Source organism: Paenibacillus sp. An7 (assembly GCF_009870785.1).
Classification (GTDB): Bacteria; Bacillota; Bacilli; order Paenibacillales; family Paenibacillaceae; genus Paenibacillus.
This window is the reverse complement of record NZ_WTWX01000001.1, coordinates 25,122-51,051: the sequence shown is the minus strand read 5'-3', so window position 1 is coordinate 51,051 and position 25,930 is coordinate 25,122. Positions and strand designations below refer to the sequence as shown.

Here is a 25,930-nt window from a genome sequence, read left to right as displayed (position 1 = left end):
AGCCTATTCCTTTGAACTGGTTTAGAGGAGTAGGTTCTGCAATTAGTGTCGGGTACACCATCCCTGCTGGGCGTATTAATGGGGAATCCTGCCTTAGGAATCTTGGCTTCTATAGGAGGATTCACTTTTTTATATGTATCTAATGAGACCTATGAACAGCGTGCTGTTCGATTATTTTGGGTTGCTCTTGGACTCGCAGTATCCTTTGCGCTGGGAGCATTATGCTCTTACAATACAATGTTAACGGTGCTTATGTTTGGGATCGTAGGGGGATTATTTACCCTTATGTTTACGGTTTATCAGATTACGGGACCAAGCGGAATGTTCTTTGTTCTTGCGTATGCAGTTGGTACCTCTATGACAGCAGATCTGCATGTGATTTTGCAGGATTGTCTTATTCTACTTCTTGGCGGAATGTTTGCTTGGATGGTAGGTATGGCTGGAGTTATTAAGAATCCTCATCGTACGGAGAGTAAAGCAAGTTCTGCAGTATATTATAGTCTGGCAAATCTACTATCTGCTGTGGGGACCGCACAGTTTACGGATCTGCAGCACCAGACGGCCTCTCTCATGCAACAGGCAGATCGTACATTAATGAATTCCAAGTGGTTCGGACGGAAAGACAAACCATATACAGAGAAATTAAGAGCTCTTAATACACAGGCAAGAGAGATTTTCCTTTCCATACTTGATATCTCCTTACTGCCAAAACATGAAGTAGAGGAACAACTCAGCAGTGCTTTACAAATCATAGGTGATCAGTTGCTTGGAAAAGAGAACGAATCAGGTTTTGCGGTGCCCACCTTTGAAAATGAATTAAATCATTCGATAAAGAACCTGTGTCTTAACATTAAGATGGCTGTTGAGGTAAACTCAAAAAATGCCTTTGATCTTAAAACAGATCCTAAGGACTACAAAACGAAAACAGGAATTCGCGTACTATGGAGAAATGTGTTTACCTCTGGATCCAATGCTCCTTTTATCGCACTTCGATACGGAATTATTCTTGTTATCTCAGCTGCGATTGCGTATGGCTTTCATTTCGACCGGTCTTACTGGGTACCTCTATCCAGCGCATCGGTTATGGGCGGAGCAACGTATGTGGCGAGTCTTCATCGAGGTATGCAGCGCTCTTTGGGTACGATCATCGGCATTATTGTAGGTGCCATGTTATTATGGTTGCACCCTCAATTCGTAGCGGTTCCGCTAATACTAGCCACTCTGCAGTTTGTTGTTGAGTTAATCTATGGTCGGAACTATTCATTAGCTGTTATCTTTATTACACCGAGCACTTTGTTAATCGGTTCGACTTTACAACCTGAATTGACAAGCGAATTTTTCATTTCTGCGCGGATCGTTGATATTATCATAGGAAGTGCGGTAGCTATGGTCGGCATTACCTGGTTATGGAGGAAAACAGCTTCAAAAAGATTACCTTCTGTTTTTAAAGAGGCGGTAGAAAGAGAAGGTGAGCTTTTAGCTGCCATTTTAAACAGTGAAAGTATTGGGGTTAGAAAATCAATCGAAGAAAAACTTCAAAATTCGCTCATTCAGCTGAGACTTGTGTATGATAATGCTTTTGCTGAATCGATGAGAAGAAATGCACGAACCACTATTTTATGGCCTGCTGTAGGTGATAGTTTACATCTGGGCTACATGTTATTAGCTGCGTCTCGTAATGATAACCCTATTAATCATGTTTCAAGTGATCGAATTGAGAAGTATCAACATGGTTTTTCAGTGCTTGCGGAATCTATTGAAAATAATAAAAAACCAGTTATGAACATGCCTGCGTTGCCTGAATTCCCTTCGATATATGAAGACATTATGCAGCTAAAGCGTTCACTTCGAGTCCTTGACTCTTCACTGAATTTTACGAGATTTTAATTTTACTTGTATAAAAGAATACTGAATATTAAGCGTCGCAGGAAATCAATCCTGAGGCGCTTTTTTTATTTATGTGACGAAAGATTTCAACCAATTATCCTGGACAGTCAAACGACCACAGAAATGTTAACACATTTCTTATAGGTTAGCTTTTGACCATATTTGAAATAAAAGCTTGAAAGTGACGTAACGTCATTCATTATAATGGCACTATTGATAATCATTGAATAGAAACCGCTTAATAAAAGGGGATGGGAACATGAAGAAAGAAGACATGATTATATATGGATGCGTAATTATCGGTGCAGGAATTGGTCTTTTTATTGATCACCCGCTTCCAGCGGTAGGTATCGGACTTGGAGCAGGCTATCTAATTAATTTCATGATGAGTAGGAAGTAATCAGAAGTTTGGAGGCATGAGAAAATGATACATATAAAAAACTTAGCAGAGCAAACGAATATTACAGTGAGAACGCTGCGTTACTATGAACAAATTGGACTTTTGGCATCTTCCTCTAAAACGGAAGGCGGACATCGGCTATATACAGAGGGAGATCTACAAAAGCTTCAGCAAATTCAATTTTATAAAAACATGGGGTATCGGCTTTCAGATATTAAAGAGATGTTAACTGATCCTGAGTGGAATTGGGGTGATGGGTTAGCCAATCAGTTAATATTTATTTTGGGAGAACAATCAAGGTTAAATGAAATGGAGCAAACCTTACGTGCGTTAATAAGTGGCATTGCCGTCGAAGAAGGAAATCAGGAAAAAGCAATTCAACAACTAATTAAGTTATCTTTGCAAGATAAAAGAGGACTTGATAAATATAGAAAATCGACATTTACGGATGCTGAACTGGGTCTATGGGCTAAACTGCCGAAAATGAGTGCGGGAAATCCTGAGTCTATGGAATGGATAGCCCTTGTTGGCCTAATAACAAAATACTATACGTGTAAGGAACCGTTCTCATCGCCTTGTGTGCAAAATATTATTCGGAGAATGCTGGAGAAACAAGAAGCAGAGTATGGAGGTGAAGACGCTTTTATCGATAAGTTATGGGAAATGCGAAAAAATCCATCAGCGTCTGAACAACTTGGATTATATCCTATGAAAACCGAAGTTCTTGAATATATGGATCAGGCTTACGAAATTTTCATTACTAACGATATACAAACAAGTAACCGGGAGGGAGGGCGCACATGAACACTGAGTTGTTACTCATGATCGGTGGATTATCCCTACTCGATACCCTTAGTCCAGCCACATTAGGGATCACTGTATATTTACTTCTAACTGAAAAGAAAAAAGTAGGCTTAAAATTAATGGTATATTTATTTACAGTCATTGGATTTTATTTTAGCGCAGGTGTGGCAATCAAGTTAGGATTTGGATTCTTTTTCGATGTGTTCTCTACGTTCTTACAGAATCGTCTGGTCAGCTGGATGCTATTTATTGTAGGGGGGATTTTGTTTATTTGGAGCTTTTATGTTCCGAAAAGAAAGAAGTCTTCCTATACAAGTCCAATAACCAAAACGAATTCGACAATGATTGCTCTAGGTGTTACCACATCACTTGTAGAAGTGGGGACAGCTCTTCCTTATTTCACTGCCATTGCGCTTATGACTAATTCAGGTTTGATATGGTATGAGTGGCTCCCATTACTGTTCGCTTATAATGTAGTCATGGTACTCCCGCCATTCATTTTGTACATGTTATATATGTTATTAGGTTCAGTAATGCAGAAGCCTTTAAAGTTCATCCAAAATCAGGTGACGAAGAATTCAAGCTCATTCGCTTCGTGGATCATGTGTATTGTCGGGTTGTTATTAATGCTATATAGTGTGGATTATTTATAACTAGAAAATGAGAACGGAGTTTATTATTAGAGAATTATTGTTAAAGAAAGAAACATTCATTGGATCCGTGATGTTTAGATATTGATTCAATTATTAAAAAGAAAAAATCAATGAGAATAGAGGGATTTTTATGGTTGGATGGAATGAATCTCAAGACCTTGAAACGTCAAAATATGTAGAACAAAGCACAGACCCAAGTCTCTATAGTGTACTCATTCACTTTACTCCACAAGCACCGTTTATCTATCTTATTGAAAATGATGTATTTGAAGTAAACGCGGGAGTTGCTTTCATAGATTCTGATTTGCAAATCGCAGGTACTTTTGTTTGTCAAAATGGATTGAAAACGATAGAAGAAGTCGAAGATTTTTTAAGTGATAATCAATTAATCAACCCGATTCGGATTGACTACTGCTAAGATGATAAAGGATGTGGCACATGACTAATAGACTGACAATGAAGAATGCAGGATGGATATTTTTCGTATCCTATGTCACTGGCATCATACTGTCTGGATGGATGAGTTCGAATGGAAACCTGCATCACGATAATCTATTCTTATTTCTGGGCTATGTGGCAGTCGGACAAATTATACTAAATGTGTTACCCGCTGTAATCTGGTGCCGGTACCGGCATATATCTCTTCGTACCGTATTCAGGCTACATAAAGTTTCATTTAAAAATATCTTACTCTCTTTAGTGATTTATGCACTCAGTCAAATCATATTGCTATTTTTTCACCAGATTACGGAAGTGGTATCCGTCTTGCTTGGAGCATCTTATAAAACATCACACTATCCGGTTGCGGATTCAATCTTTTCCTTTTGTATTCTTCTGCTGAGTATCGGGATAATCCCGCCTATATGTGAGGAGCTGTTATTTCGGGGAGTTCTCATTACCGGGTATGCAAGACATGGAATATGGTTTTCCGCTGTGATGAGCTCTTTTCTATTTGCCTTGTTCCATGACAATCCTTACCGGCTGATCGAATTATTCGGGGCGGCTCTTGTTTCCTCTTTATTGGTAATTAAATCAGGCTCTATTATTCCAGGGATGATTGTTCATTTAATAACAAACTCGGCTTATGTAATCAGCTCATACCTTCAGAGCGGAGATATGCTTGAGAATATTTCTACTCCTGGAGGTCCTGGTGCAGCAATCATATTGATAACAGGCGTTGCTTCTATTTTCGCTTTTATGATCTGCTGGAGGCTGTTTATACGATTTGACCCGTCTGAAGAAATGATGGAACAGAAGAGGAATGTATCTTCCCCGCTCCGTTACTTTGGTTGGAGTCTTCCTATTGTATTGTCCATAGCTGTGTTTATTATTAAAGTTAACTATCTTTAACTACCTATCATTTATGGATTAGATGAGCGAGTAAAAATAAATCCTGTTTTCCCGTCAACATAAAGGGAAAACTCCTAATTAAAAAGGGACTCTCCAAAAATAAAATGTACTCTAATAAGATGACTTTTTTCAAAGTGTCTATCTTATAGAGTACATTAAAAAAATGGAGAGCCTTTTTTATGATGTTCCATCTTATTCTTTCTTATAAAAGAATCGAGAAAGCAAGATACCAATACCTCCGAGTCCGATAAATAGGACTGCCTTTATGATCATCGAAACCGTTGGAAGATCGAAGAAGATGACTTTGATTAAAGTTAAAAATAGGAGAGCAATCCCTGCAAGTCGAACTTGTTTGATTTTTTTCTTGAGACCGTAGGCTATTACAGCAATGGCATACCCTACCCAAGTAGATGAAATGATCAAATGTTGAGCATTTTCACTTACATTTTGTGTCAGTACAGAAGTGACATCGGTTATAAAGATGAGGAATAGTAGCCCGAGTCCGTAGTAAAGAACTCTAATCCATTCTTTCGTTTGCGTTTGATTTTCAGTAGGGTAATGTCTCAATAAAACGATCATGCCTGCTAAGGTAAGCAGAATCACGATCCATATAAAAGTATTAACGGATGCAATGGAATCCATGCCGTCTAATAAGACAATACATCCTGCGAGAAACCCTACCAGATAAATGAGTAGACCGTTTATTTTTTGGAACAATGATTGAATAATGAAACCCAGAGCAAGAGCGATAAAACCCTCGATAATGAAAAGACCGATAACCCATTTCTTCTCGGCCACTTCCATCAATAAGAAAAGTAAAGAGTAAGATGATATGGTAAGCATATAAGGCAGTGTATCTTTGAAACCTTTTCTCCAGGTGTATGCTGAAACCCCGCTGTATAGCAGTGTGAATGATAACAAAATAAGAATGATGTCTGACTCCAAGATTAATCTGGACCAAACAGCGGTTAAGACAAAGCTTGATATCAATATACGAAGCTCATGATTTATCATTCCTTTTCTAAGCAAGATGGAGGCTAAAAGAATGAGGTGCTGGACCATTACACCGTAGACAATCCACCTATCATTTGAGATCGTACCAACCATACTAAAAATGAGAAAAGCAGGGTGTATCAAAATAAATGAGGTATAAAGTAAGGTTACAAAACGATGCCTGATCGCAAAGATCATGGCGCTGATGTAGAGCATTACTTCGTAACATACAAAGAATGGTGTAGATGGGTTGTTATCGACCAGAAAAGGTGTCAAGATTCCCGATATAATGGCGAGAACACCTAATGTCTGCGATTTGTAGCGGTAAGAGAACAAAAGTCCCAGCACTGTCCAAAGTACGTTGAGAACAAAAGCGATAGGGGCATTCATAAAGTCATATAAGTAATGCGCTGCGAATGTGGTAAGCATGAAGATTCCTATGGAACCCGCCAAAAGCACTTGTGATAACAAGAAGCGCTGATGCTTGTGTTGTCTCATACCGAGATAAATGAAAGCCGCACCCGCGAGAAAACCAATCATGCATCGCATTTCCTCAGTAATATAACCACCATCCACTGCTGCTTTGAAACCCCAAATTAATCCGATTAAAAAGACAAACAAGAATATACGAGGAAGCCAAACCCTAGCGATGAGATGCTCCCAATCGGTATCTTTTTTCCTGATGTTCTCTTGTGGCGTTTTCTCTCTTGTTTCATCGTAAGTTGTACCGGAGGGGACAGGCCCCTCAATCCATGTTTTGGACCGTGGTTCTGTATCCGTAGTAACTTTCTTTGATATTTTATACTGTTTTAATTCTTGTACTTCTTTCTCAAGTTCCATGATTCGTTGTTCTAAAAGATTTAAACGTTCATCATGACTCACGAACAAGATCCTCCCTCATCCAATTTTTGGTTTCCTATTAATGTAGCATTCCTTTACATGATATTGGAAGAAATTTTTCTTATGTCTGTTAAAATGGGTAAAGAACAGAAGGGAGGATCATGGTGAATTACTTGTCTTACCAAAATGCATAGGAGATGAACTTCATGAAAAAGGTATTTGTATTAGGCGGAACTGGATTTCTAGGTTATTTTACGATTAAAGAATTGGGAAGACGAGGATATAATGTGTCGACTATATCGCGGCATCCCATGCCAACAGAGGATCTATTGCCTGGAGAAGTCGAGCACAAAGTAGGGGATATCAATAACATGTCAGATGATGAGATTCGTGAGATACTAGAAGGCGTTTATGGATTTGTATACGCTGCTGGAGCAGATGAACGGACATTACCTGAAGCACCAGCAATAAAGTTTTTTTATGAAGCCAATGTACTTCCTACTCAGCGTCTTGCTAGATTAGCGAAACAAGCAGGCGTGAAAAATTTTGTCATCCTTAGCTCGTATTTTGCGCATTTTGCAGAAGAGTGGACCGATATTCCTTTGAAACAAAATGCTTATCCTCGTTCTCGATTGCTTCAAGAAGAATTAGCTTGTCTTGAAGGTGAAGGAGGAATGGATGTGATGAGCATTCGTTTGCCTTACATTTTCGGTGTGATGCCAGGACGCATGCCGCTATGGTCCATGTTTGTCAATCGATTGAAAGATCAGAAGATTGTTCCCGTACTTGGCGGAGGTACAGCAATGGTTACTGCGCAGCAAGTAGCAGAAGCTGCGATTGGAGCGATGGAGTATGGTGAACATGGCGGAAAGTATGCGATTTGCGGCATGAATATGAAGCATAGCGAGTTTTATCAAATGGTATTGGATGCACTTGGACAGGAAGATAGCACGGTCCAGGTTGTGTCATTAGATCAAATGAAACCAGTGATGGAGCAGATTGATGCTAACAATGGAAAGGCAGGTAAAGAACAGGGGGTACTCAATAGTATGATGGCAGAGATCCAAAACCGAGACGCCTATCTTGACCCAGCTGAAACCATGTCTCTTCTTACATATCATGAATATGATATTCGAGCATCTATCAGGGAGACGCTCCAAAAATGTGTTCAAGAAGGGGCGAAAGCTGAATTTCAATAATCAATTAATCCAGTGTTAAAGGTATTATCTATATGAATTTGATGAGGCAGCCGAACCATGTTCGGTTGTTTTTTCTATGCGAATAAGCAGGCTTTGCTACATTCATTATTTACCAAGTGACCACATACATGATCATGGCTAAAATGAGAGACACTTTGCACAAGGCAAATCTAACCTATTCTGGATATTTGTTATAAAAGTTTTAGATAGAGAGGAAGGACTCCGCTTGAGGAAAATCACGATTTGGTCTTTGCTCATTATGTTTATGTTGACCTCTGGGTGCCGAAAGGAAGAAGTAAAACCTGATGAACAAGATGTAGTACAAGTAAAATCCATAAAGAGAGAAGACTCTAAGAAAGTGATTTTCTTTATGGTCGATTCTTTAATGTCTCAAGCCATTGATGACGGAATCAAGCAAAATAAACTGCCTGCTTTCCAGTATCTAACGGAACATGGGATGTACTATAAGGACATGGTTAGTTCATTTCCCACTATGTCGGTAACGATCGATAGTTCTCTAATTACAGGAACGTACCCAAACCGTCATCATGTGCCAGGTCTTATATGGTATTCGGCGGATAAGAAGAAGGTAATTAATTATGGTACAGGGCCGATGGAGATATGGAAACAGGGAGGAAATGAGGTATTACAGGATGCGCTAATCAACTTAAATGGGAATCATTTAAATCCACAAATACCTACGATATACGAAGATTTGGCTAAGCATGGTTTAAAATCGGGTTCTATTAATGGCTTGATCTACCGAGGGGCGGCGAATCATAGGTTGACGATGCCAGATTGGCTTACAGGCATTACCTCGTTACCCAAAGAAGTGCAAGTAAAGGGTCCCGATTTTTTTGCCTTAGGTTCTCTTGCAAATCCACTAGAGACTGTAAAAGAGTTACCAGACGGCTTAACGAAGCGACTAGGTCTGAGCAACGAGTATTCCATGAAAGCCGTAAAGTATTTGATTAAGGAGAACAAATTACCTGATTTCTTATTCGTTTATCTGCCAGACCTCGATCAGAAATTACATAAGAAAGGACCACAAGAACGAAGCGGTGTGGAAGAACTTGATAAGCAGCTAGGTTCTTTATTACCACAATTTGGTTCACCGCAGGAAGCATTAAGAAAAAACATTTTTATTATTGCAGGTGATAGCGGAATGACGTCCCTTTATTCTGCTCAAAACAACTCGGTTGTTGATTTACCTTCTCTACTTAAAGAATACAGCGTACTAAAACAAGGTAAATCCGTTACGGACGAAACGGACATCGTACTTGCTGTAAATGAAACGATGGCTTATGTTTACAACTTTAACAAAGAAAATTCACTAAGAGATGTTGCTCATGCATTAACCTCCGATCCCCGTATCGATATCGTGTCTTGGAAAGAGAATGAATGGATTCATGCCTTGCAAGGAGAAACAAATAAAGAAGTGAAGTATACATCAAATGGAAGCATGGTCGATCGCTATCAGCAAAAATGGACGGTCGAACAAGATTTAGATGTGCTTGATTTAAAATTAAATACAAAGAATCAAAAATTGTCTTATGGAAAATACCCTGACGTACTGCAGCGTTTATCAGGCGCATTACATTCACATTCAGGGGAGTTTTTAGTCGTTACGGCTAAACCGGGCTATGAACTTGCCGACAGAAGTTCACCAACACATGAAGGCGGAGGAGGCCACGGTTCGCTTCATGAAAAAGAATCACTTGTTCCTCTTATCATATGCGGTACGAATGAGAAACCGCAATTTCTACGGATAATTGATATAAAACCATATCTCCTAAAACTTTTAACAAAAGACTGAGGAAAATACCTAAGAACCACGACTGGATAAAAAATCCGGGATCGTGGTTCTTTTTTTACCTTGCTTACTGTGCCATGATAGCTATGGGGGCGATGGTAAATGTTTAAGGATTTCAAGCTCATTGCCGGACGACCGGTATATATACAAATTAAAGACTATATGAAGCACTTAATTATAAAAGGCGCACTGCAAAGCGGACAAAAACTCCCGTCCACACGTGAAATGGGGGTACTGCTGAAGGTTAGCCGCAACTCGGTCATCGCCGCTTACGAGGGACTCGGCGACGATGGGTTTATCTACGCGGTTAAAGGGCAGGGGAATTATGTAGCCCCCTCAGCACCGGGTACAATGAAGGTCTCGTCTCGAATGATGGATTGGAAGAAGCATATGAACGACAATGCCATGTTGGCAGAAGAACTGGATATTATGAAACGCGGGATTCGTGCGGAAAAGGGGACGATTTCTTTTACGAGTATTGCTCCTGATGAAGGGCTATTTGATCTTGACAATGTAAAGCGGGCTTTTATGGACCGTATGGCTGTGGAAGGTAATGTCCTCTTGAACTACGGATACGCCAAAGGTTACAAACCGCTTATTGATTATTTGCATCAATACATGGAGCACAAGGGCGTGGATATGAAGGGCAAGGACATCCTGATTACCAATGGTTTTACGGAAGGTTTTAATATCTTGCTCTCCGCATTAAACCAGAAGAGTGGCCAGGTCCTTACCGAGAATCCGACGCATCATACGGCGATCAAGAATTTGAAACTGAAAGGCTTCGGAATCAGAGGAATTCCTATGGAACGGGATGGCATTCACTTGGGAGATTTGGAGAAGGCGCTCAGTGAAGGGGAATATGATTGTGCTTACTTTGTACCTTCGTACCATAATCCGACAGGGATTGTTATGTCCCCTGAGAAAAGACAGGGCCTCATGAAGCTAATGGCGGGATACGATATTCCGGTCATCGAGGATGGTTTTAACGAAGAGCTTCGCTATTCGGGATCCCATGTATCGCCGCTGATTGCAACGGCCGGTGCAGGCAATAGTGTGATTTATCTTGGCAGCTTTTCTAAAGTCTTGTTCCCGGGTCTTCGGGTAGGATGGGTGCTAGCAGATGAGGAACTGATCTATTACCTGGAGAGCATCAAGCGGGCGCAGACGATTCATACATCAACCTTGGATCAATCGATACTCTATCAATATTTATACAACGGTAATCTAGATAAATATTTGAAAAAAGCGAAAGCGGAATATAAACGGAAATATGAGCTAACGCTGGAAAGTTGCAAACAGCATGTTCCTTACCAAGCATTAACCGGAGACGGTGGACTGCATTTGTTTGTGGAATTTGCGGATGGATTTAACACGAGAGAACTGCTTGAGGCATGTCGTGCGCAAGGTGTTATTTTTACGGCAGGAGAGATGTTCTATACCGATGGCGGGGGACAGCATACCATGCGGCTTGGGTTCTCTAGGGTGACGGATGAGGATATCCGCAAGGGAATCGAGATTATTGGCAAGACAGCACACAAATTATTGGGATGAAGGAATGATGATCATGTTGAAGGTTGGCGTAATTATGGGAGGTATTTCTTCCGAAATGGAGGTGTCACTGAACACAGGCAGAGAGATGATGAATCATCTGGACCGTAATAAATATGAGGTGATCCCTGTAGTATTCAGTCAGCCTGCAGAACTTGTGGAGAAGGTAAAGGGACTTGATATTGCTCTACTAGCTCTGCATGGGGCTTACGGTGAGGACGGGACAATACAAGGGATGCTGGAAACACTAGGTATCCCTTATACAGGAAGCGGAGTACTGGCGAGCAGTCTGTGCATGGATAAGGATCTGTCCAAAAAAATCCTCCGATATGAAGGAGTAAATACACCAAGCTGGCTGTGTTGGAACAGTATGGAAGACTATTCGCCAGAAGCTGTTCAGCAGCTAGGATACCCAGTGATGGTGAAGCCAAATACAGGCGGTTCCAGCATAGGGATGGAAAAAGTGAACGACGAACAGGATCTGCATAGCGCGGTAATGAGGGCTTTTGCAAGTGATCCCAATCAGTCGATCTTGATTGAACGATATATCACGGGTCAGGAGATTACTTGCTCCATTCTAGATGGGGAACTTCTGCCTGTGGTAGGAATCACATCTTCGTCTTCGGAATGGTTCGATTACCGTGCTAAGTATAACGATGGCGGAGCAAAAGAGGTGGTGGTGAACCTGCCTTATGAACTAGATCAGTTGGTTCGTAAGACGGCAATGACCTGTTACAAAGCATTAAAGTGCAGTGTATATGCCCGGGTCGATATTATGTTGTCGGATGGTATTCCTTATGTACTTGAGATGAATACACTTCCTGGAATGACAAAGACGAGTCTTTTTCCCAAAAGTGCTGCCGCAGCTGGAATATCTTTCAGCTCATTACTCGATCGGATTATCAGCTGTTCTCTGACAGAACGCAGCAAGAACAAAGGGGTGACGGTTCATGTTAAGTAGTTGGATTACCCCAAAGGTAAGGAACATTCCGCCTTCTGGAATACGTGCTTTCTTCGAACTTAGCAGCGGCAATCAGGACGTCATTTCACTTGGAGTAGGTGAACCGGATTTTGTTACTCCAGAGCACATTAGGAAAGCATGCATAGAGGCATTAAACCAGGGAGCAACGAGTTATACATCCAACGCAGGTCTGCCCGAACTAAGAGAGGAAATTGCCAGCTATCTTCAGAAAAATTTCCACCTTCGCTACGATCCTGCCAGCGAAGTGCTTGTCACGGTAGGCAGCAGCGAAGCACTAGACCTTGCACTACGAGCATTTACCGCCCCGGGCGATGAAATCCTTCTTCCTTCACCCAGTTATATCGCTTATTCACCGATTGTTTCTTTGAACGGAGGTACCGTGGTGGAGGTAGAAACGAGAGCGGAAGAGGGATTCAAGTTAACTGCGGAGTCATTGCGACAGGCGATTACTCCACGATCCAAGCTGCTGATGCTAAATTATCCGAACAACCCAACGGGAGCGATCATGACTGTAGAGGATTGGCAACCGATTGCCGACATCGTGAAGGAGAATAATCTGCTCGTTATCTCAGATGAAGTCTATGCCGAACTGACGTATGATTCAAAACATGTCAGCATTGCTTCGCTGCCAGGAATGCAGGATAGAACGATTGTACTCAGCGGTTTTTCTAAAGCATTCGCAATGACGGGCTGGAGAATCGGATATGCTTGCGGTCACCGTGATCTGCTGGCAGCCATGCTGAAGATCCATCAATATACGGCGATGTGTGCCCCTGTGCTGGGACAGATTGCTGCACTCGAATCTTTGCGTCATGGCCTTGAGTCAATGAATGAGATGAGAGAAGCGTACCGGAAGCGACGGGAACTTCTGGTGACCGGATTTCGGTTGATCGGAATCCCTTGTCATGTACCGGAAGGAGCGTTTTATGCCTTTCCAAGTATCGCTCACACAGGGCTTGACTCGGAGACGTTTGCCTATCAGTTACTGAAGGAATCGGGTGTTGCTACAGTTCCGGGTCATGTGTTTGGCTCAGGGGGAGAAGGTCATATCCGCTGTTCTTACTCGGTATCCACGGACAAATTAACGCAGGTGCTTGAGCGGATGGATCGTTTTATGAAGGTGAAAATATAACCACAGGAATAGAGAACTGAAAAAAACGACAATTGGATACTATTTGAATTGAATGGAACTAAGTGATCATGCTCTGCATCAATCTTCATATAACGTAATTATATGGAGGCTGAGTATGAAAGGTTTATTAAGTTTCTTATCTATTACATTTCTAATGTCATTCCTATTGATTGGTTGTGTTCCTGAAACAAAGGATGGTAACAAAAACGATATTAGAGTCGAGGGAGTTCAAGAAAAATCAGATACAAAAGAAGATTTTCAAGCAATCGTAGTAAACAAGGATGAAACATCAGTAACGGTGTCCACAAAGGGCCAAGAGTATATCCTTGTGACTAGGGAAATAGATTACGCCGCAGAAGCTGGTGACAAAGTAAAGGTCTGGACTACAGGACAATATGAGGAGAGCAACCCGATTCAAGGGGAAGCTATAAAAATAGAAATAATCAATTAACATTAACGAATAGATAATGGAGTCTTCTTGTTACTTGTTATTAAATAAATAATTACTTCTTGCTCATTCAATTACAGCGTCTGCCATGGACTTTCTTTCGGTCCATGGCAGACGCTGTTTGCTAGCTGAATAAGATAAGTATCTCATGATAAGGAGCTGAAGACATGGAGTGGCCATCCATTAGAGAATTCCTAGGTATTCCAGTACTGGCAACAGTACATAAGTGAGGAGGAATTGTATCATGACACCAAAATTAATTTTAGTTGAAGGATTACCGGGTTTCGGAAAATCAACAACGGCTCAACTCATTCATGAAATCCTTACAGAGCATAACATGAGGTCTCAATTGTTCTTAGAAGGGAATTTGGATCATCCGGCAGACTATGACGGAGTCGCTTATTTTAAGCAACATACATACGATGAACTATTAAGAACTCATGAAGAGTTCAGAAATGTATTAAATAATTATACTACGATCCAAGATGATAATTATTTTATAGAATATCGAAAAATGGTAAATGAATATGGGTCCCGTATTCCAAATGAATTAGTGCAGGAAATTTTTAAAAACGATATCTATGAATTGACGCTGAATCAAAATAGGAAACTGATTACCGAAAGATGGAGGCAGTTTGCTGAGCTTAGTTTGCATGGAACAGACATCTATATTTTTGAATGTTGTTTTATACAGAACCCTGTAACGATAGGAATGATTAAATATGGTGCTAAGAAAGAAGAAGTTATCAGTTATGTTATAGAACTGGAGGCTATAGTAGAGAATTTAAATCCACTGTTAATTTACGTAGAACAAAGCGATCTTGATCATTCTTTGCGAAAAGCGATAAAGGAGAGACCTGAAGAATGGTCAGAGGGGTTTATTGAATACTACACAAACCAAGGATATGGACAAAAGCAGGGTTACAAAGGATTAGAAGGAACGATTCAGGTTCTTAAGGCAAGAAGAGCATGGGAAGAAGAAATATGTAACCGTCTGAATATAGCAAAGAAAAAAGTCGATAATTCGGCTTATAATAGGAACGATTATAAACAGTGTTTAGAGGGTATCCTTTCAGAATGGAGTAGCTTGATAAAATGGAAGAGGTAGCCGGTCAAAGCGATCGGTTGCCTCTTTTTCATCTTTATCCCGCCAAAAATGTATGTTTATCGTGAGGATAGAAAGAATGAATAGAAGCTAAGCAGAAAATTGCATTGTTAATGTGTTTAGTTATGTAAAAATACACCAATTCCTCATATGAAGAGCAACATCTGTGTTAGAAGAACTGCTTTTCATACATATGACAACCAATTTGCCAAAGTAGTGAAAATTATTATAGACTGTTTCCTAGCAGATCTTGTCCAAGGAGGAAATGTAATGATTCAAAGGAAACAACAAAAGCTAAACACACCCAAAATAGTCACTAAAGTATTACTGATTATGATTGGGGCGATCATAGCTGCGTATGGTTTAGAAGCAGTACTAATACCTAACAATGTCTCCGACGGTGGGGTAACCGGACTGAGTATCGTGGGTTCCCAGCTGTTTGGATTACCACTAGGGGTGTTAATTGGAATAATTAACATTCCTTTTGTGTGGCTCGGATATAAACAAATAGGTAAAAGTTTTGCTGTGTATTCGGTGATTGGTATTGCGACGCTTGCAGTAAGCACTAGTCTTATGCACCATGTACCAACGATTATTGAAGGCGATACCTTGCTAATTACCGTAGTTGGCGGGATTATTCTCGGGTTTGGTATGGGTTTAGCATTGCGTAATGGCGGGGCACTCGACGGAATTGATATGCTAGCTGTACTATTATCCAGAAAATTACCTTTCGGTACGAGTGACCTAATCTTATTCTTAAACATGTTTGTCTTTATTGTTGTTTCTACTGTCTTTGGTTTACAAGGCGCCATATTATCTGCTCTCGCCTACTTTATTGCTTCTAAGGTCATTCACATTGTTGAGGAAGGTCTTAGCGGCTCTAAAACGTTCAAGATTATTACTAAACATCCGGAAATCATGGTAGAAACCATCCGTGACCGATTAGGTCGTGGAGCAACTTATACTGAAGCTTATGGTGGTTACTCTAATGAACAATTTAAAGAAATCACTTGTGTAATTAACCGTATGGAAGAAAGTAAAATTAAAGAGATCATCTATGAAATTGATCCGAACGCCTTTATTGTCGTATACGATGTAGCAGAAGTTAAGGGCGGAAGTTTCAAAAAACAAAATATTCATTAATATTAAAATTGAGCGTTGGCAGAGAGATATTTCTCGCCATCGCTTTTTTGTGTATTAATTCACCTGAGTTATGGAAATTTGTTAGACTAAATAAAAAATCCCAGGGGGAGAGCGCGGATATGTCGGATCATGATGAACTTGCAGACGCCTAAAGAGATCCGCTAAAGGACGAAAGACGACGACGCTGGACTGGCTTGCTACAGCAAATAATTATGCGACATTCAGTGATGTTAACCGTGATTATCAAATTATGCTGGATTACATTAGTAAGCATGGTGTGAAGTCATAATCGTAACGGAATGCGATTCGTTTAAAACCAGACAGCAAGGTGTACCAGGAAGAATTCCTAGAGGCAATTCAACATAACGAAGTACTCTTTAAAGTGTTTTTATGGCCAGGGAAATTCGTGCGGAAAATGAAGACTTGGCAGATCTTGCTCACCTGGGTTGTGGCCGTACTGTTATTAAAACCGCTGTTGATCCTGTTCCTTGTCTTGTATGTACTCTCGCACTGGGTAACCAAAGCGATAGTGCATGTCAAAGTATTTGGCTGGAGACGAAGAGGAATTTAACTTTTGCCCGAGAAGATCTTGACATGTAAGATTCTAGTATTGAAAGAGTAGCTATAGATAAAAGCTATAGCTAGGATAGGTTTTTGGTATTACATGCTTCTTATTTTGTTATGCTATTATACTTTAATACATAAAAATTTAAGGAGAGATACCTATGATACCATTTCATCATGATCATGTAGGCAGCTTACTTCGCCCTGTAAACCTAACACAAGCACGTGAACAATATAAATCCGGCATCATCTCAATTGAGCAATTAACAGCCGTAGAAAATGAAGAGATTATCCGTATTATTGATAAGCAAAAACAAAATAGTGTACTTGGCGTTACGGACGGTGAATTCCGCAGAAGCTGGTGGCACTTCGATTTTTTGGGCGGTCTTGATGGAGTAGAATATTATGAAAAAGAGACGGGGCTGCATTTTCATAAAATGGAGACTCGTAAGGAAGGCATCCGGATTACTGGTAAAGTTGATTTCTCATCCCATCCATTCATAGAGCATTTCCGGTTTCTTCATGATCATGCGGGGGACTCGGTTGCGAAGCAAACCATTCCAAGTCCTAATATGCTAGTCTGCCGGGTTGATTATAATGAAGAGATATATCCGAATCGAGAAATATTCCTCAAAGATACAATTACAGCTTACCAAAAAGCAATTCAAGCATTTTATGATGCGGGTTGCAGGTACTTACAATTAGATGACACTGCTTGGGCAGATTTATTCTCAGAAGAAGGTCATAACAAACTGCGTGCCAAAGGCTTAGACCCAGCCGAGGAAATGAAGGTAATGCAGTACATGATTAATGAATCGATTGCTCACAAACCAGAAGATTTAGTGATCACGATGCACATTTGTCGCGGGAATTATAAATCTAACTTTTTCGCGAGCGGCGGATATGATTATGCTTCTGAAACGATTTTCGGCGGCTTAGATGTAGACGGGTTGTTCCTCGAATTCGATGATGAGCGTTCAGGAAGTTTTGAACCTTTAAAATATGTGAATCGCAAAAATCTGAAAATTGTATTAGGACTGATCACATCTAAATCAGGGGAATTGGAAGATAAAGAGAAAATCAAAGCTCGTATAGCAGAAGCAGCAACCTATGTACCGCTTGAACAGCTATGTTTAAGTCCGCAATGTGGATTTTCATCTACGGAGGAAGGCAATCTTCTAAGTGAAGAACAACAATGGAGCAAACTTCGTTTTGTTAAAGAAATCGCAGATGAAGTCTGGAAGTAATTGAATTCATACATGTTAAGCTGTTCCTAGATTGAGATGGAGCTATTAAATTGTATACAGGTTAAATGTCTTTACTTAAGTAAAGGGAGCGAATTCGCTCCCTTTTTTATATACTCCCTCGTTTTATCCCGAAACTTATCACTTCAATTCATCATTTTACAACTTATTTTTCCAAGTTTTATTATAATATTATGTAACTAAAGACCAGAGGAGTGTAATGATGGAAATTACCAAACGAGTTTTAAAGACTTGGCACTTCGTCGAAGCGTTGGTCCCAAGTGAAGTGCCTGGTAAGGGAGAAACGGTGAATGAAAGTTATTTCATAGATAGTAAAAAACGGAACCGCACACGGTTGATTAATCTTAGTGAAACTCCGTGGAAGAAGGATGTAGTAAAGAATCACGAATATCAGATTCAATTCCGCTATTATCTAGGTTGTTTTGAGCATCATAAACTGGTCAGCTTTATACGGGAAGCTTTTATGAATCAGGATGAGATTGTAAATAAGGATAATAAAACGTTATTTAGTTTCTCTTTTTTGGTTGATGACCAAGGTAATTATATAAAAGAGTCAATATTTGTTCCATTTTTGATGTATGTAATAAAGTTTTTGGCAAAAGCTTCTGAGGTGAAATATGAGGATATGTTAACTCCCTTTCAAAGTAAATTGAAATTATTCGAAGAACAAGCACAAACCATTTTTATGAATGGAGTAACAGAGGAAGCTTTACTCTTAATTCAACAGGAATACCAACAATTTTTCCATAGATTAGATGATAATTCATTACAATATGTAGAGATTGAAGTGATGAAAGTTGGTCAGATTTCTAATCAAAAGAATTTTAACAGTTTCTATATAAGTGACTTGGAACTCATTATAAAAAAAGGCGAAAACGAAACGCTCCGTCAGTTTGTAGAAGGAGTAGCGATTGAACAGCGCTTAGATATAAATGAAAATCAGGAATATATCGAAGATATTTTACAGCCGATCCATTTACCGCATGGCCGGTGGCCATCTCCCGTAGAACATAGACTATCTTTAATGCAGCAAGTTGCTGTAAATCAAATTATTAATAATAATCAAAAAATTAGTTCGGTGAATGGACCGCCTGGCACAGGAAAGACCACTTTATTAAAAGATATCTTTGCTGACATTGCAGTTCAAAGAGCTGAAAAAATAGCACAATTGGATACCCCGTCCCAAGCTTTTACAAAAGTAAAGTCAATTAACTTAAATGGTAGGTTTTATCCCATCTATTTATTGGATTCAAATATTAAGGAGTATTCTATGGTAGTTGCTTCGAGTAATAACGGAGCAGTTGAAAATATCTCTAAGGATCTACCTAAACGAAATGAAGTTATACGTTCTTCTTCGGATAAAAGTAAGTTCAATCATTATGAAGAGTCGTACGCTGTAGAGGCCGAGGATTTATCTATGTATAAAGTTGCGGCAATGGATTTGCTAGGTAGTAACGATGAGGCATGGGGATTATTTTCGGGAGCTCTTGGTAAATCAGATAATATATCAACGTATGCCTGGAGTTTGTTTAGGAAGAAAGAGGATGGAACTTCTTTTCTACAACAATTGGAACAAGATAGTAAACAGGTAGACATGAAGTCCTGGGAGAATGCTGTAAAAGAATTCGAAGATACGCTTAACTCAGTGAAGAAAAAGAAGGAGAGTCTCCAGAAATTTCACGACGAATATAAGAGCATAAAATCTTCTGTTGTCCTATTAAGAGAGTTACAGGAACAATACCCTGAACTTAATCAACAACTAATGGATCTAGAGAACGAGAAGTCCCATTTAGAACAGCAAAAGCAGCTTACCGAACAACAAATTCGATCACTGCCAAAGCTTTCTCTTTTACAAAGAGTCTTAGGTAAAAAGAATACGAAAAAAATAGAATTAGAAAATGAACTTTACGATATAATTACTCGGTTGAAAGAAGAAGGGAATAAGTTTTATATAAAAAAGGCCGAGGTTGAAAAATCTAAAAAGATGATAGAAGAACTCAAAGAAAGAGAATCTGCTTTTGCAAAACAGCTGGATGATTATAAAAAGCAGGGATTAATAATACCGGATGAAGATTATTGGTCGAACACACAACAAGCATACGAATTTCGGCAATTAAATACGATTTGGCTGACAGATGAACTGAATTTCGAAAGAGGATTACTGTTTTTAAAGGCTATGAAAATCCATAAAATGATGTTGGCCTTCAATTATAATGCCATTAAATCAACTTTACTCTTATTGATCAATCGTGCAAATCTAGATCTTAACGATTCGGAACATAGAGAATACTTGAAGAATATGTGGCAAACGGTTCATTTAATTACTCCTTTGGTAAGTACAACTTTTGCAAGTTTTAGTTCGATGTATAAGGGAATAGCAAAAGATTTTATCAACTATTTATTTATAGATGAGGCAGGACAAGCGAGTCCACAACAATCGGCGGGAGCAATATGGAGATCTAAAAATGTGGTAGTAGTTGGTGACCCAATTCAAATTGAGCCGGTCGTCACCTTAGATCAAACTATTTTAGGAGATATCAAGAAATATTTTAATGTAAGTGATAGATATATTGGAATGGGCTCCTCCGTTCAAACCATAGCAGATACAGCTAATCGATATGGAATGACGAGCAGTTATGGTCAGTGGATAGGCATACCCTTATGGGTGCATAGAAGATGCTTAAATCCTATGTTCACTGTTGCGAACGAAATAGCTTATGATAACAAAATGGTATTGGGTAATAAGGGTCGGGGTAAAAGTATCTGGTATGACTGTAAAGGATCAGCTAAAAATCGTCAATTCGTAGAAGAACAAGGTGAATTGGTGGCAGACCATATGATTACACTATGGAAGAAAAACGCGGGTCCTCCGAATGTATATATCATTTCTCCCTTTACGGCAGTTAAGGATGGTATTAAAAGAATTCTAAGAGCGAAATTAAAAAAATTGGGGATTACTAAAGAAGTATTAAATGATTGGTTGAGGAATTCTGTAGGTACGGTCCATACCTTTCAAGGAAAAGAAGCAGATATTGTTTATTTAGTAACGGGAACCGACGAGAACAGTGATGGAGCAGCAAACTGGTCATGTTCAAAGCCTAATCTATTAAATGTAGCTGTGACACGCGCAAAAAAAGAGTTCTATGTAATTGGTGATTATCAGCGATTTTCTAAGAAACCTTATTATTCTTCAATTGTAGAAAACGTAGATGAAGTCAAAAGCGGTAGTGGTTCGGCCGTAAACGCTCAATAATGTATAAAGAGTATTTCCACAGGGGGAGAACAAGTATGTTAAGAATGTATACAGACCCTAAAGGGGAAGCTTATAAGCAAGTGATAGATTTAGCAATAGAAAATTCAGAATGTTTTGTGCTTGGTTACAAAATGGGAGACTTACCTAGAGAGGATCAAAGGTATCAAAGCGTACTGGAAGAATTAAAACCATATTTAATGAAGACCATCGTAATCCCTAACAATCAAATGGAGAAAATTACGGAGATTAGAGAAGCATATCGCAGCCATGCTTTTTATTGCTCGGGAACGTACTATTTTTATAAATCAAGTGAAGAAAGTGGTCTCCTCTTAAAAAAATTTGCAGGAAGCCTATCGGATTGGGTATTCCCCAATTTACCAGAAGATTTGTGCTTCTTAACAAAAGATGGCGAAGACTATCTTTATTCCGTTGTTCATGAGCGTATGTATGGGATTAATGTGACAGAGAATGAGGCAGTTGAGCTGATGGATCAAATTACAGGACTTTTCATAGAAATAGAGGCACACCTTGACTTCAATCGTCTGCTGGATGATGCTATTAAGCAAAAAACAGATCGGCTATATATAAGTGGATATAGACTGAAAAATCTGCCAGATCGAATCCGCGAACTTACAGAGTTACGATGGCTAGAAATATTTGAACAAGATCTTTATCGGTTACCTCAAGCGTTGTTCGAGTTAAGTAAGCTAGAAAGTTTGAGGATCATGACAGCAGATCTTGAAAGCATTCCGGAATCCATTGGTAAATTAAAAAACTTAAAAGAACTGCAAATCAGCTGTGCTAGTTCAGATAGACCGGATTCCAATTGGCGGATGAAATCAAAGGAAGAGATCAGTTTACATCGTATCCCTCCTGAGATTGGAGAACTTGAGCAGTTGGAGCAGCTTACGATCAACTACACTTCGATTCATGAACTACCAATCGAGTTAGAGAAACTTAGGCGACTCAGGTCTCTAGAAATAGTAAGTTGTATGATAGATCAGAAACCTGCTTTTCTTCAACGGATGAAGCAGCTAGAGTATATTAATGTTTCAAGGAATTCAATCTTCGAAAGTCTTGCTTTGAATGAATAAGAATTGGATTACATTATGTTTGAAAGCCCGTAGAGAGGGTAAGTAAAGTTATAGATGTTATTATTCAATGTCTAATCATGAAGTTTATTAAATTGGATGTATATAGAAGCCTGAAGATCAATCAAAGAAAAACAAGGTCAGATCTTTCCTATGCGTAGGGAAGAATGACCTTGTATTTATTAAAGCTATATCATGGATAACATTAAGCGATATGTGGTTCGGGTTCGATCGCTTGATGGTAACTGTATAGGGATTCGTCAATGATGGTATGCAAGAAAACGGGATCTATGTCCCAGAGTAGTGATTCCGCATAACGCCAAGCATTCTCTTCAATGCGCATTCGGATTTCAGCTTGTTCAGATACAGTGAGAGGCCCATCAAGAAGGCCTGATAAATGTTCCAGTTCTGCATCCTCAGCATGACCCAATTCATGAGCTAGAATGACAGAAATATAGGATTGTAAGGGAGCGAGAGAGCCGAATAACATTCTGCATTGCTCCATAATTTCTTTTTGATATAGATATACAGTATGACTACTCATGTGATATTTGCCGCCAACGAGGCGATTGTCCGGGAAAGTAGATTCAATCTGGACAAGCGCACGACTGCCTGAGCGTTCGAGCAGCTCAGTTACAGCCTGATTAAATAATTCTATGTTCAGTATGATTCACCTGTCTTTGAAGTAGAATGAAATTCTTATTAGAAAAAAGTTCCAACATTGCTTCTTTCGTATAAATAGTATATATCAATTATTGAGCCATATGTATATTTTTTAGATTTTTTTACATATGAGGGGTAGAGTGTTTTGGGTTCCGTCACCACTCGAATCACCGTAGAGGGATGATTTCGTCTGAGGGGATTAGAATATAAACAGAGCAACGGGTCAGTGCGATCAGTTGCTTTTTGGTATGTTAACTTTCCAAATTGTGTGAGAAATAAACGTATGACTTGTATAAATTCCATATAAATGAAGCACCGTATATTAAAAAAGGATGTTTCATTTGAAAATCAAACAATGTGTGCTTCTTGTCATCTTAATGAGTGTTCTTTGTAGTATTCCAACTCTTTCGTTAGCTTCAAACTCAGAGGTAAGGGAAAAACAGCTTGAGGAAGCTTTGTTGCAACAGCTTCATTCAAACATAACTGGAGCACTCAAACGTATTTATAAAACAGAATATGTTATGGTTGGTTGTACAGAGATATCAAATATTCACCAGCTCGAAGTAATGAGAGATCAGAGTGAAAAGAGAAGCATAAATGTAGATGCAATGAGTGGCGGGAAATACTTCGAGCTAACTATAAGATTATGTAGCGTAGGACCGAAAGAGGACAACGTCGAACTATATTTTAAGAACGATACTGCCGGGGCTAATTATTATTTGGTCGATTATAAAATTATTGCTGCGAAATCAATCGGAAATTAACCGAATAATTAAATTACATATGTTCACTAATTAAGACGAGCAGGGAGTACTCTTTACTTATGAAGAGCAGCTTCCTGCTTTTATCATGTGGTATTCGAAAAATGCTTATGTTTCCTTTGTATTGAAATATTAGCCTTATCATGCTTATAATAGATCGATAAATACAAGAAAAAGGTGTCTATTAATGAGTATATTAAATGTTGAAGGCTTAAGCCATGGTTTTGGCGATCGTGCCATTTTTAAAGATGTATCCTTTAGACTTCTCAAAGGCGAACATATTGGATTGATTGGAGCTAACGGTGAAGGTAAATCGACCTTTATGAATATCGTTACGAACAAGCTTCAGCCTGATGAAGGTAAGGTAGAATGGTCCAAACGTGTGCGTGTTGGTTATCTTGATCAGCATGCTGTACTGACGAAGGGTATGACGATTCAGGATGTTCTTCGCAGCGCATTTCAATATTTGTTCGACCTTGAGAAAGAAATGAATGAAATGTATGACAAAATGGGCGAGGTTAGCCCTGAAGAACTGGAAAAGCTGCTTGAAGAAGTTGGAACCATTCAGGACACATTGACGAATCAGGATTTCTATTTGATCGATGCGAAGATTCAGGAAACTGCGCGTGGACTTGGTATAACTGATATAGGACTCGATCGGGACGTTAATGATTTGAGTGGTGGGCAGCGAACCAAAATTTTGCTTGCAAAACTTTTACTTGAGAAGCCAGATATTTTGCTCCTCGATGAGCCTACAAACTATTTGGATGAGCAGCATATTGAATGGTTGAAGCGTTATCTGCAGGAATATGAAAATGCGTTTATTCTAATCTCGCACGATATTCCATTCTTGAACAGTGTAATTAATCTGATCTACCATATGGAAAACCAGAAGCTAACCAGATATGTTGGTGATTATGATCAATTCCAGCAGGTATATGAAATGCGGAAGCAGCAGCTTGAAGCGGCTTATAACCGTCAGCAGCAAGAAATTGCTGGTTTGAAGGATTTCGTAGCCCGTAACAAAGCAAGTGTGGCAACGCGGAATATGGCGATGTCGAGACAGAAAAAGCTCGATAAGATGGAAGTAATTGAGCTGGCTAAGGAAAAACCGAAGCCACAGTTCAACTTCAAAGAAGCTAAAACTTCCGGTAAAATGATATTCGAAACAAAAGACCTCGTTATTGGATATGATAGTCCGCTATCTAGACCACTTGATCTTCAAATGGAACGAGGACAAAAAGTAGCCTTAGTTGGTGCGAACGGAATCGGTAAAACTACCTTACTGCGCAGTATTTTAGGGGAAATTCCTGCATTATCCGGCTCTGTTGAGCTTGGTTATAACCTTGAAATTGGTTATTTTGAGCAGGAAATGAAGGAAGGGAATTACAACACTTGCATTGAGGAAATATGGGAAAGATTCCCTTCGTATACTCAATTTGAAGTGCGTGCCGCTTTAGCTAAATGTGGACTTACAACGAAGCATATTGAAAGTAAAATTGCTGTACTTAGCGGTGGAGAAAAAGCGAAGGTACGTTTATGTAAGCTTATTAACAGTGAAACGAATCTTCTTGTACTCGACGAGCCAACAAACCATCTGGATGTCGATGCTAAGGATGAATTGAAACGTGCACTAAAAGCGTATAGAGGCAGTATTTTAATGATCTCTCACGAACCTGAATTTTATCAAGATATCGCAACGGATGTTTGGAACTGCGAATCATGGACGACCAAAGTATTTTAAGGTCAAATGGACCTATATAGATTTTGTCTATAATTGTCCATAATTCTCATCAAAACCTCATATTTGGTAAATTTTAAAAGTCGCCTTTGTGCGGCTTTTTTGTTCTCTATGCTTTCTTAATAAATATAAGTTTCATGTCCCATTAGCTATTGAGTTAGGGAATGGTTAAGCTTATACTCTCATAAAGAAAGCGATTACAGAGAAAGGAGGGCAGGTGACCATTTCCCTTTTTGTTAGTTTACCTCTCAAGTGTACCCACTTCAACGTGTTCTAACAGATTATCACAGTG

The 25,930-nt window shown here is 39.4% G+C and carries 22 protein-coding genes; 20 read left to right on the top strand and 2 right to left on the bottom strand.

Going from position 1 to position 25,930, the window contains the following annotated elements; all coding sequences use genetic code 11:
• The first annotated feature begins 45 nt into the window (after nt 1-45).
• The 6 genes from GQY27_RS00230 (at nt 46) to GQY27_RS00210 (ending at nt 5,094) form a co-directional block, all read left to right on the top strand.
• On the top strand, nt 46-1,887 hold the full coding sequence (locus GQY27_RS00230) for an FUSC family protein (RefSeq protein ID WP_160031517.1): 1,842 nt from the start codon (nt 46-48) through the stop codon (nt 1,885-1,887).
• A gap of 259 nt (nt 1,888-2,146) precedes the next feature.
• Nucleotides 2,147-2,287, top strand: a complete 141-nt coding sequence (locus GQY27_RS21425; RefSeq protein ID WP_201450656.1) for a hypothetical protein — start codon at nt 2,147-2,149, stop codon at nt 2,285-2,287.
• Nucleotides 2,288-2,311: 24 nt separating this feature from the next.
• Nucleotides 2,312-3,091: a MerR family transcriptional regulator gene (locus GQY27_RS00225; protein WP_160031516.1), complete on the top strand. Its 780-nt coding sequence runs from the start codon at nt 2,312-2,314 to the stop codon at nt 3,089-3,091.
• Nucleotides 3,088-3,744 (top strand): GAP family protein, encoded by a 657-nt coding sequence (locus GQY27_RS00220; protein WP_160031515.1) that lies wholly within the window; start codon nt 3,088-3,090, stop codon nt 3,742-3,744. Before GQY27_RS00225 ends, GQY27_RS00220 begins: the two co-directional genes overlap by 4 nt.
• A gap of 130 nt (nt 3,745-3,874) precedes the next feature.
• On the top strand, nt 3,875-4,162 hold the full coding sequence (locus GQY27_RS00215) for a hypothetical protein (RefSeq protein WP_160031514.1): 288 nt from the start codon (nt 3,875-3,877) through the stop codon (nt 4,160-4,162).
• A 20-nt stretch (nt 4,163-4,182) separates the two neighbouring features.
• Nucleotides 4,183-5,094, top strand: coding sequence for a type II CAAX endopeptidase family protein (locus tag GQY27_RS00210; protein ID WP_160031513.1), 912 nt, complete (start codon nt 4,183-4,185; stop codon nt 5,092-5,094).
• A 192-nt stretch (nt 5,095-5,286) separates the two neighbouring features.
• Here GQY27_RS00210 and GQY27_RS00205 read toward each other — a convergent pair whose 3' ends face one another.
• Entirely contained in the window at nt 5,287-6,969 is a 1,683-nt protein-coding gene (locus tag GQY27_RS00205; RefSeq protein WP_160031512.1) for a DUF2339 domain-containing protein, read from the bottom strand.
• 164 nt (nt 6,970-7,133) lie between these two features.
• Here GQY27_RS00205 and GQY27_RS00200 point away from each other — a divergent pair, with 164 nt between their 5' ends.
• The 12 genes from GQY27_RS00200 to GQY27_RS00145 all read left to right on the top strand — a co-directional run bounded on the left by GQY27_RS00200 (nt 7,134) and on the right by GQY27_RS00145 (nt 22,476).
• Entirely contained in the window at nt 7,134-8,126 is a 993-nt protein-coding gene (locus tag GQY27_RS00200; RefSeq protein ID WP_160031511.1) for an NAD-dependent epimerase/dehydratase family protein, read from the top strand.
• 226 nt (nt 8,127-8,352) lie between these two features.
• Nucleotides 8,353-9,942, top strand: coding sequence for an alkaline phosphatase family protein (locus tag GQY27_RS00195; protein WP_328802918.1), 1,590 nt, complete (start codon nt 8,353-8,355; stop codon nt 9,940-9,942).
• 99 nt (nt 9,943-10,041) lie between these two features.
• Nucleotides 10,042-11,493, top strand: a complete 1,452-nt coding sequence (locus GQY27_RS00190) for an aminotransferase-like domain-containing protein (RefSeq protein ID WP_160031510.1) — start codon at nt 10,042-10,044, stop codon at nt 11,491-11,493.
• A gap of 16 nt (nt 11,494-11,509) precedes the next feature.
• A complete protein-coding gene (locus GQY27_RS00185; RefSeq protein WP_160031999.1) occupies nt 11,510-12,451 on the top strand; it encodes a D-alanine--D-alanine ligase in 942 nt (313 codons plus the stop codon).
• Nucleotides 12,441-13,604, top strand: a complete 1,164-nt coding sequence (locus tag GQY27_RS00180; protein WP_160031509.1) for an aminotransferase class I/II-fold pyridoxal phosphate-dependent enzyme — start codon at nt 12,441-12,443, stop codon at nt 13,602-13,604. Before GQY27_RS00185 ends, GQY27_RS00180 begins: the two co-directional genes overlap by 11 nt.
• Nucleotides 13,605-13,719: 115 nt before the next feature.
• Entirely contained in the window at nt 13,720-14,055 is a 336-nt protein-coding gene (locus tag GQY27_RS00175) for a DUF3221 domain-containing protein (RefSeq protein ID WP_160031508.1), read from the top strand.
• A gap of 241 nt (nt 14,056-14,296) precedes the next feature.
• The gene (locus GQY27_RS00170; RefSeq protein WP_160031507.1) at nt 14,297-15,160 is read left to right on the top strand and encodes a P-loop NTPase family protein; all 864 of its coding nucleotides are present in this window, start codon (nt 14,297-14,299) and stop codon (nt 15,158-15,160) included.
• Between the two features lie 267 nt (nt 15,161-15,427).
• Nucleotides 15,428-16,300, top strand: coding sequence for a YitT family protein (locus tag GQY27_RS00165; protein ID WP_160031506.1), 873 nt, complete (start codon nt 15,428-15,430; stop codon nt 16,298-16,300).
• Nucleotides 16,301-16,706: 406 nt separating this feature from the next.
• Nucleotides 16,707-16,871, top strand: coding sequence for a hypothetical protein (locus GQY27_RS21420; RefSeq protein ID WP_201450655.1), 165 nt, complete (start codon nt 16,707-16,709; stop codon nt 16,869-16,871).
• Between the two features lie 154 nt (nt 16,872-17,025).
• Nucleotides 17,026-18,111 carry a 5-methyltetrahydropteroyltriglutamate--homocysteine S-methyltransferase gene (locus tag GQY27_RS00155; RefSeq protein ID WP_160031505.1) on the top strand — a complete coding sequence of 362 codons (1,086 nt, stop codon included), beginning with the start codon at nt 17,026-17,028 and terminating at the stop codon, nt 18,109-18,111.
• 220 nt (nt 18,112-18,331) lie between these two features.
• Nucleotides 18,332-21,382 (top strand): DEAD/DEAH box helicase, encoded by a 3,051-nt coding sequence (locus GQY27_RS00150; RefSeq protein ID WP_160031504.1) that lies wholly within the window; start codon nt 18,332-18,334, stop codon nt 21,380-21,382.
• Between the two features lie 35 nt (nt 21,383-21,417).
• Nucleotides 21,418-22,476 (top strand): leucine-rich repeat domain-containing protein, encoded by a 1,059-nt coding sequence (locus GQY27_RS00145; protein ID WP_160031503.1) that lies wholly within the window; start codon nt 21,418-21,420, stop codon nt 22,474-22,476.
• Nucleotides 22,477-22,678: 202 nt separating this feature from the next.
• Here the strand turns inward: GQY27_RS00145 and GQY27_RS00140 are convergent, their stop codons facing one another.
• A complete protein-coding gene (locus GQY27_RS00140; RefSeq protein WP_236570411.1) occupies nt 22,679-23,017 on the bottom strand; it encodes a hypothetical protein in 339 nt (112 codons plus the stop codon).
• A 460-nt stretch (nt 23,018-23,477) separates the two neighbouring features.
• Between GQY27_RS00140 and GQY27_RS00135 the strand changes: the two genes are divergently transcribed.
• A complete protein-coding gene (locus GQY27_RS00135; protein ID WP_160031502.1) occupies nt 23,478-23,900 on the top strand; it encodes a hypothetical protein in 423 nt (140 codons plus the stop codon).
• Between the two features lie 184 nt (nt 23,901-24,084).
• Nucleotides 24,085-25,641, top strand: coding sequence for an ABC-F family ATP-binding cassette domain-containing protein (locus GQY27_RS00130; RefSeq protein WP_160031501.1), 1,557 nt, complete (start codon nt 24,085-24,087; stop codon nt 25,639-25,641).
• Nucleotides 25,642-25,930: the final 289 nt, after the last annotated feature.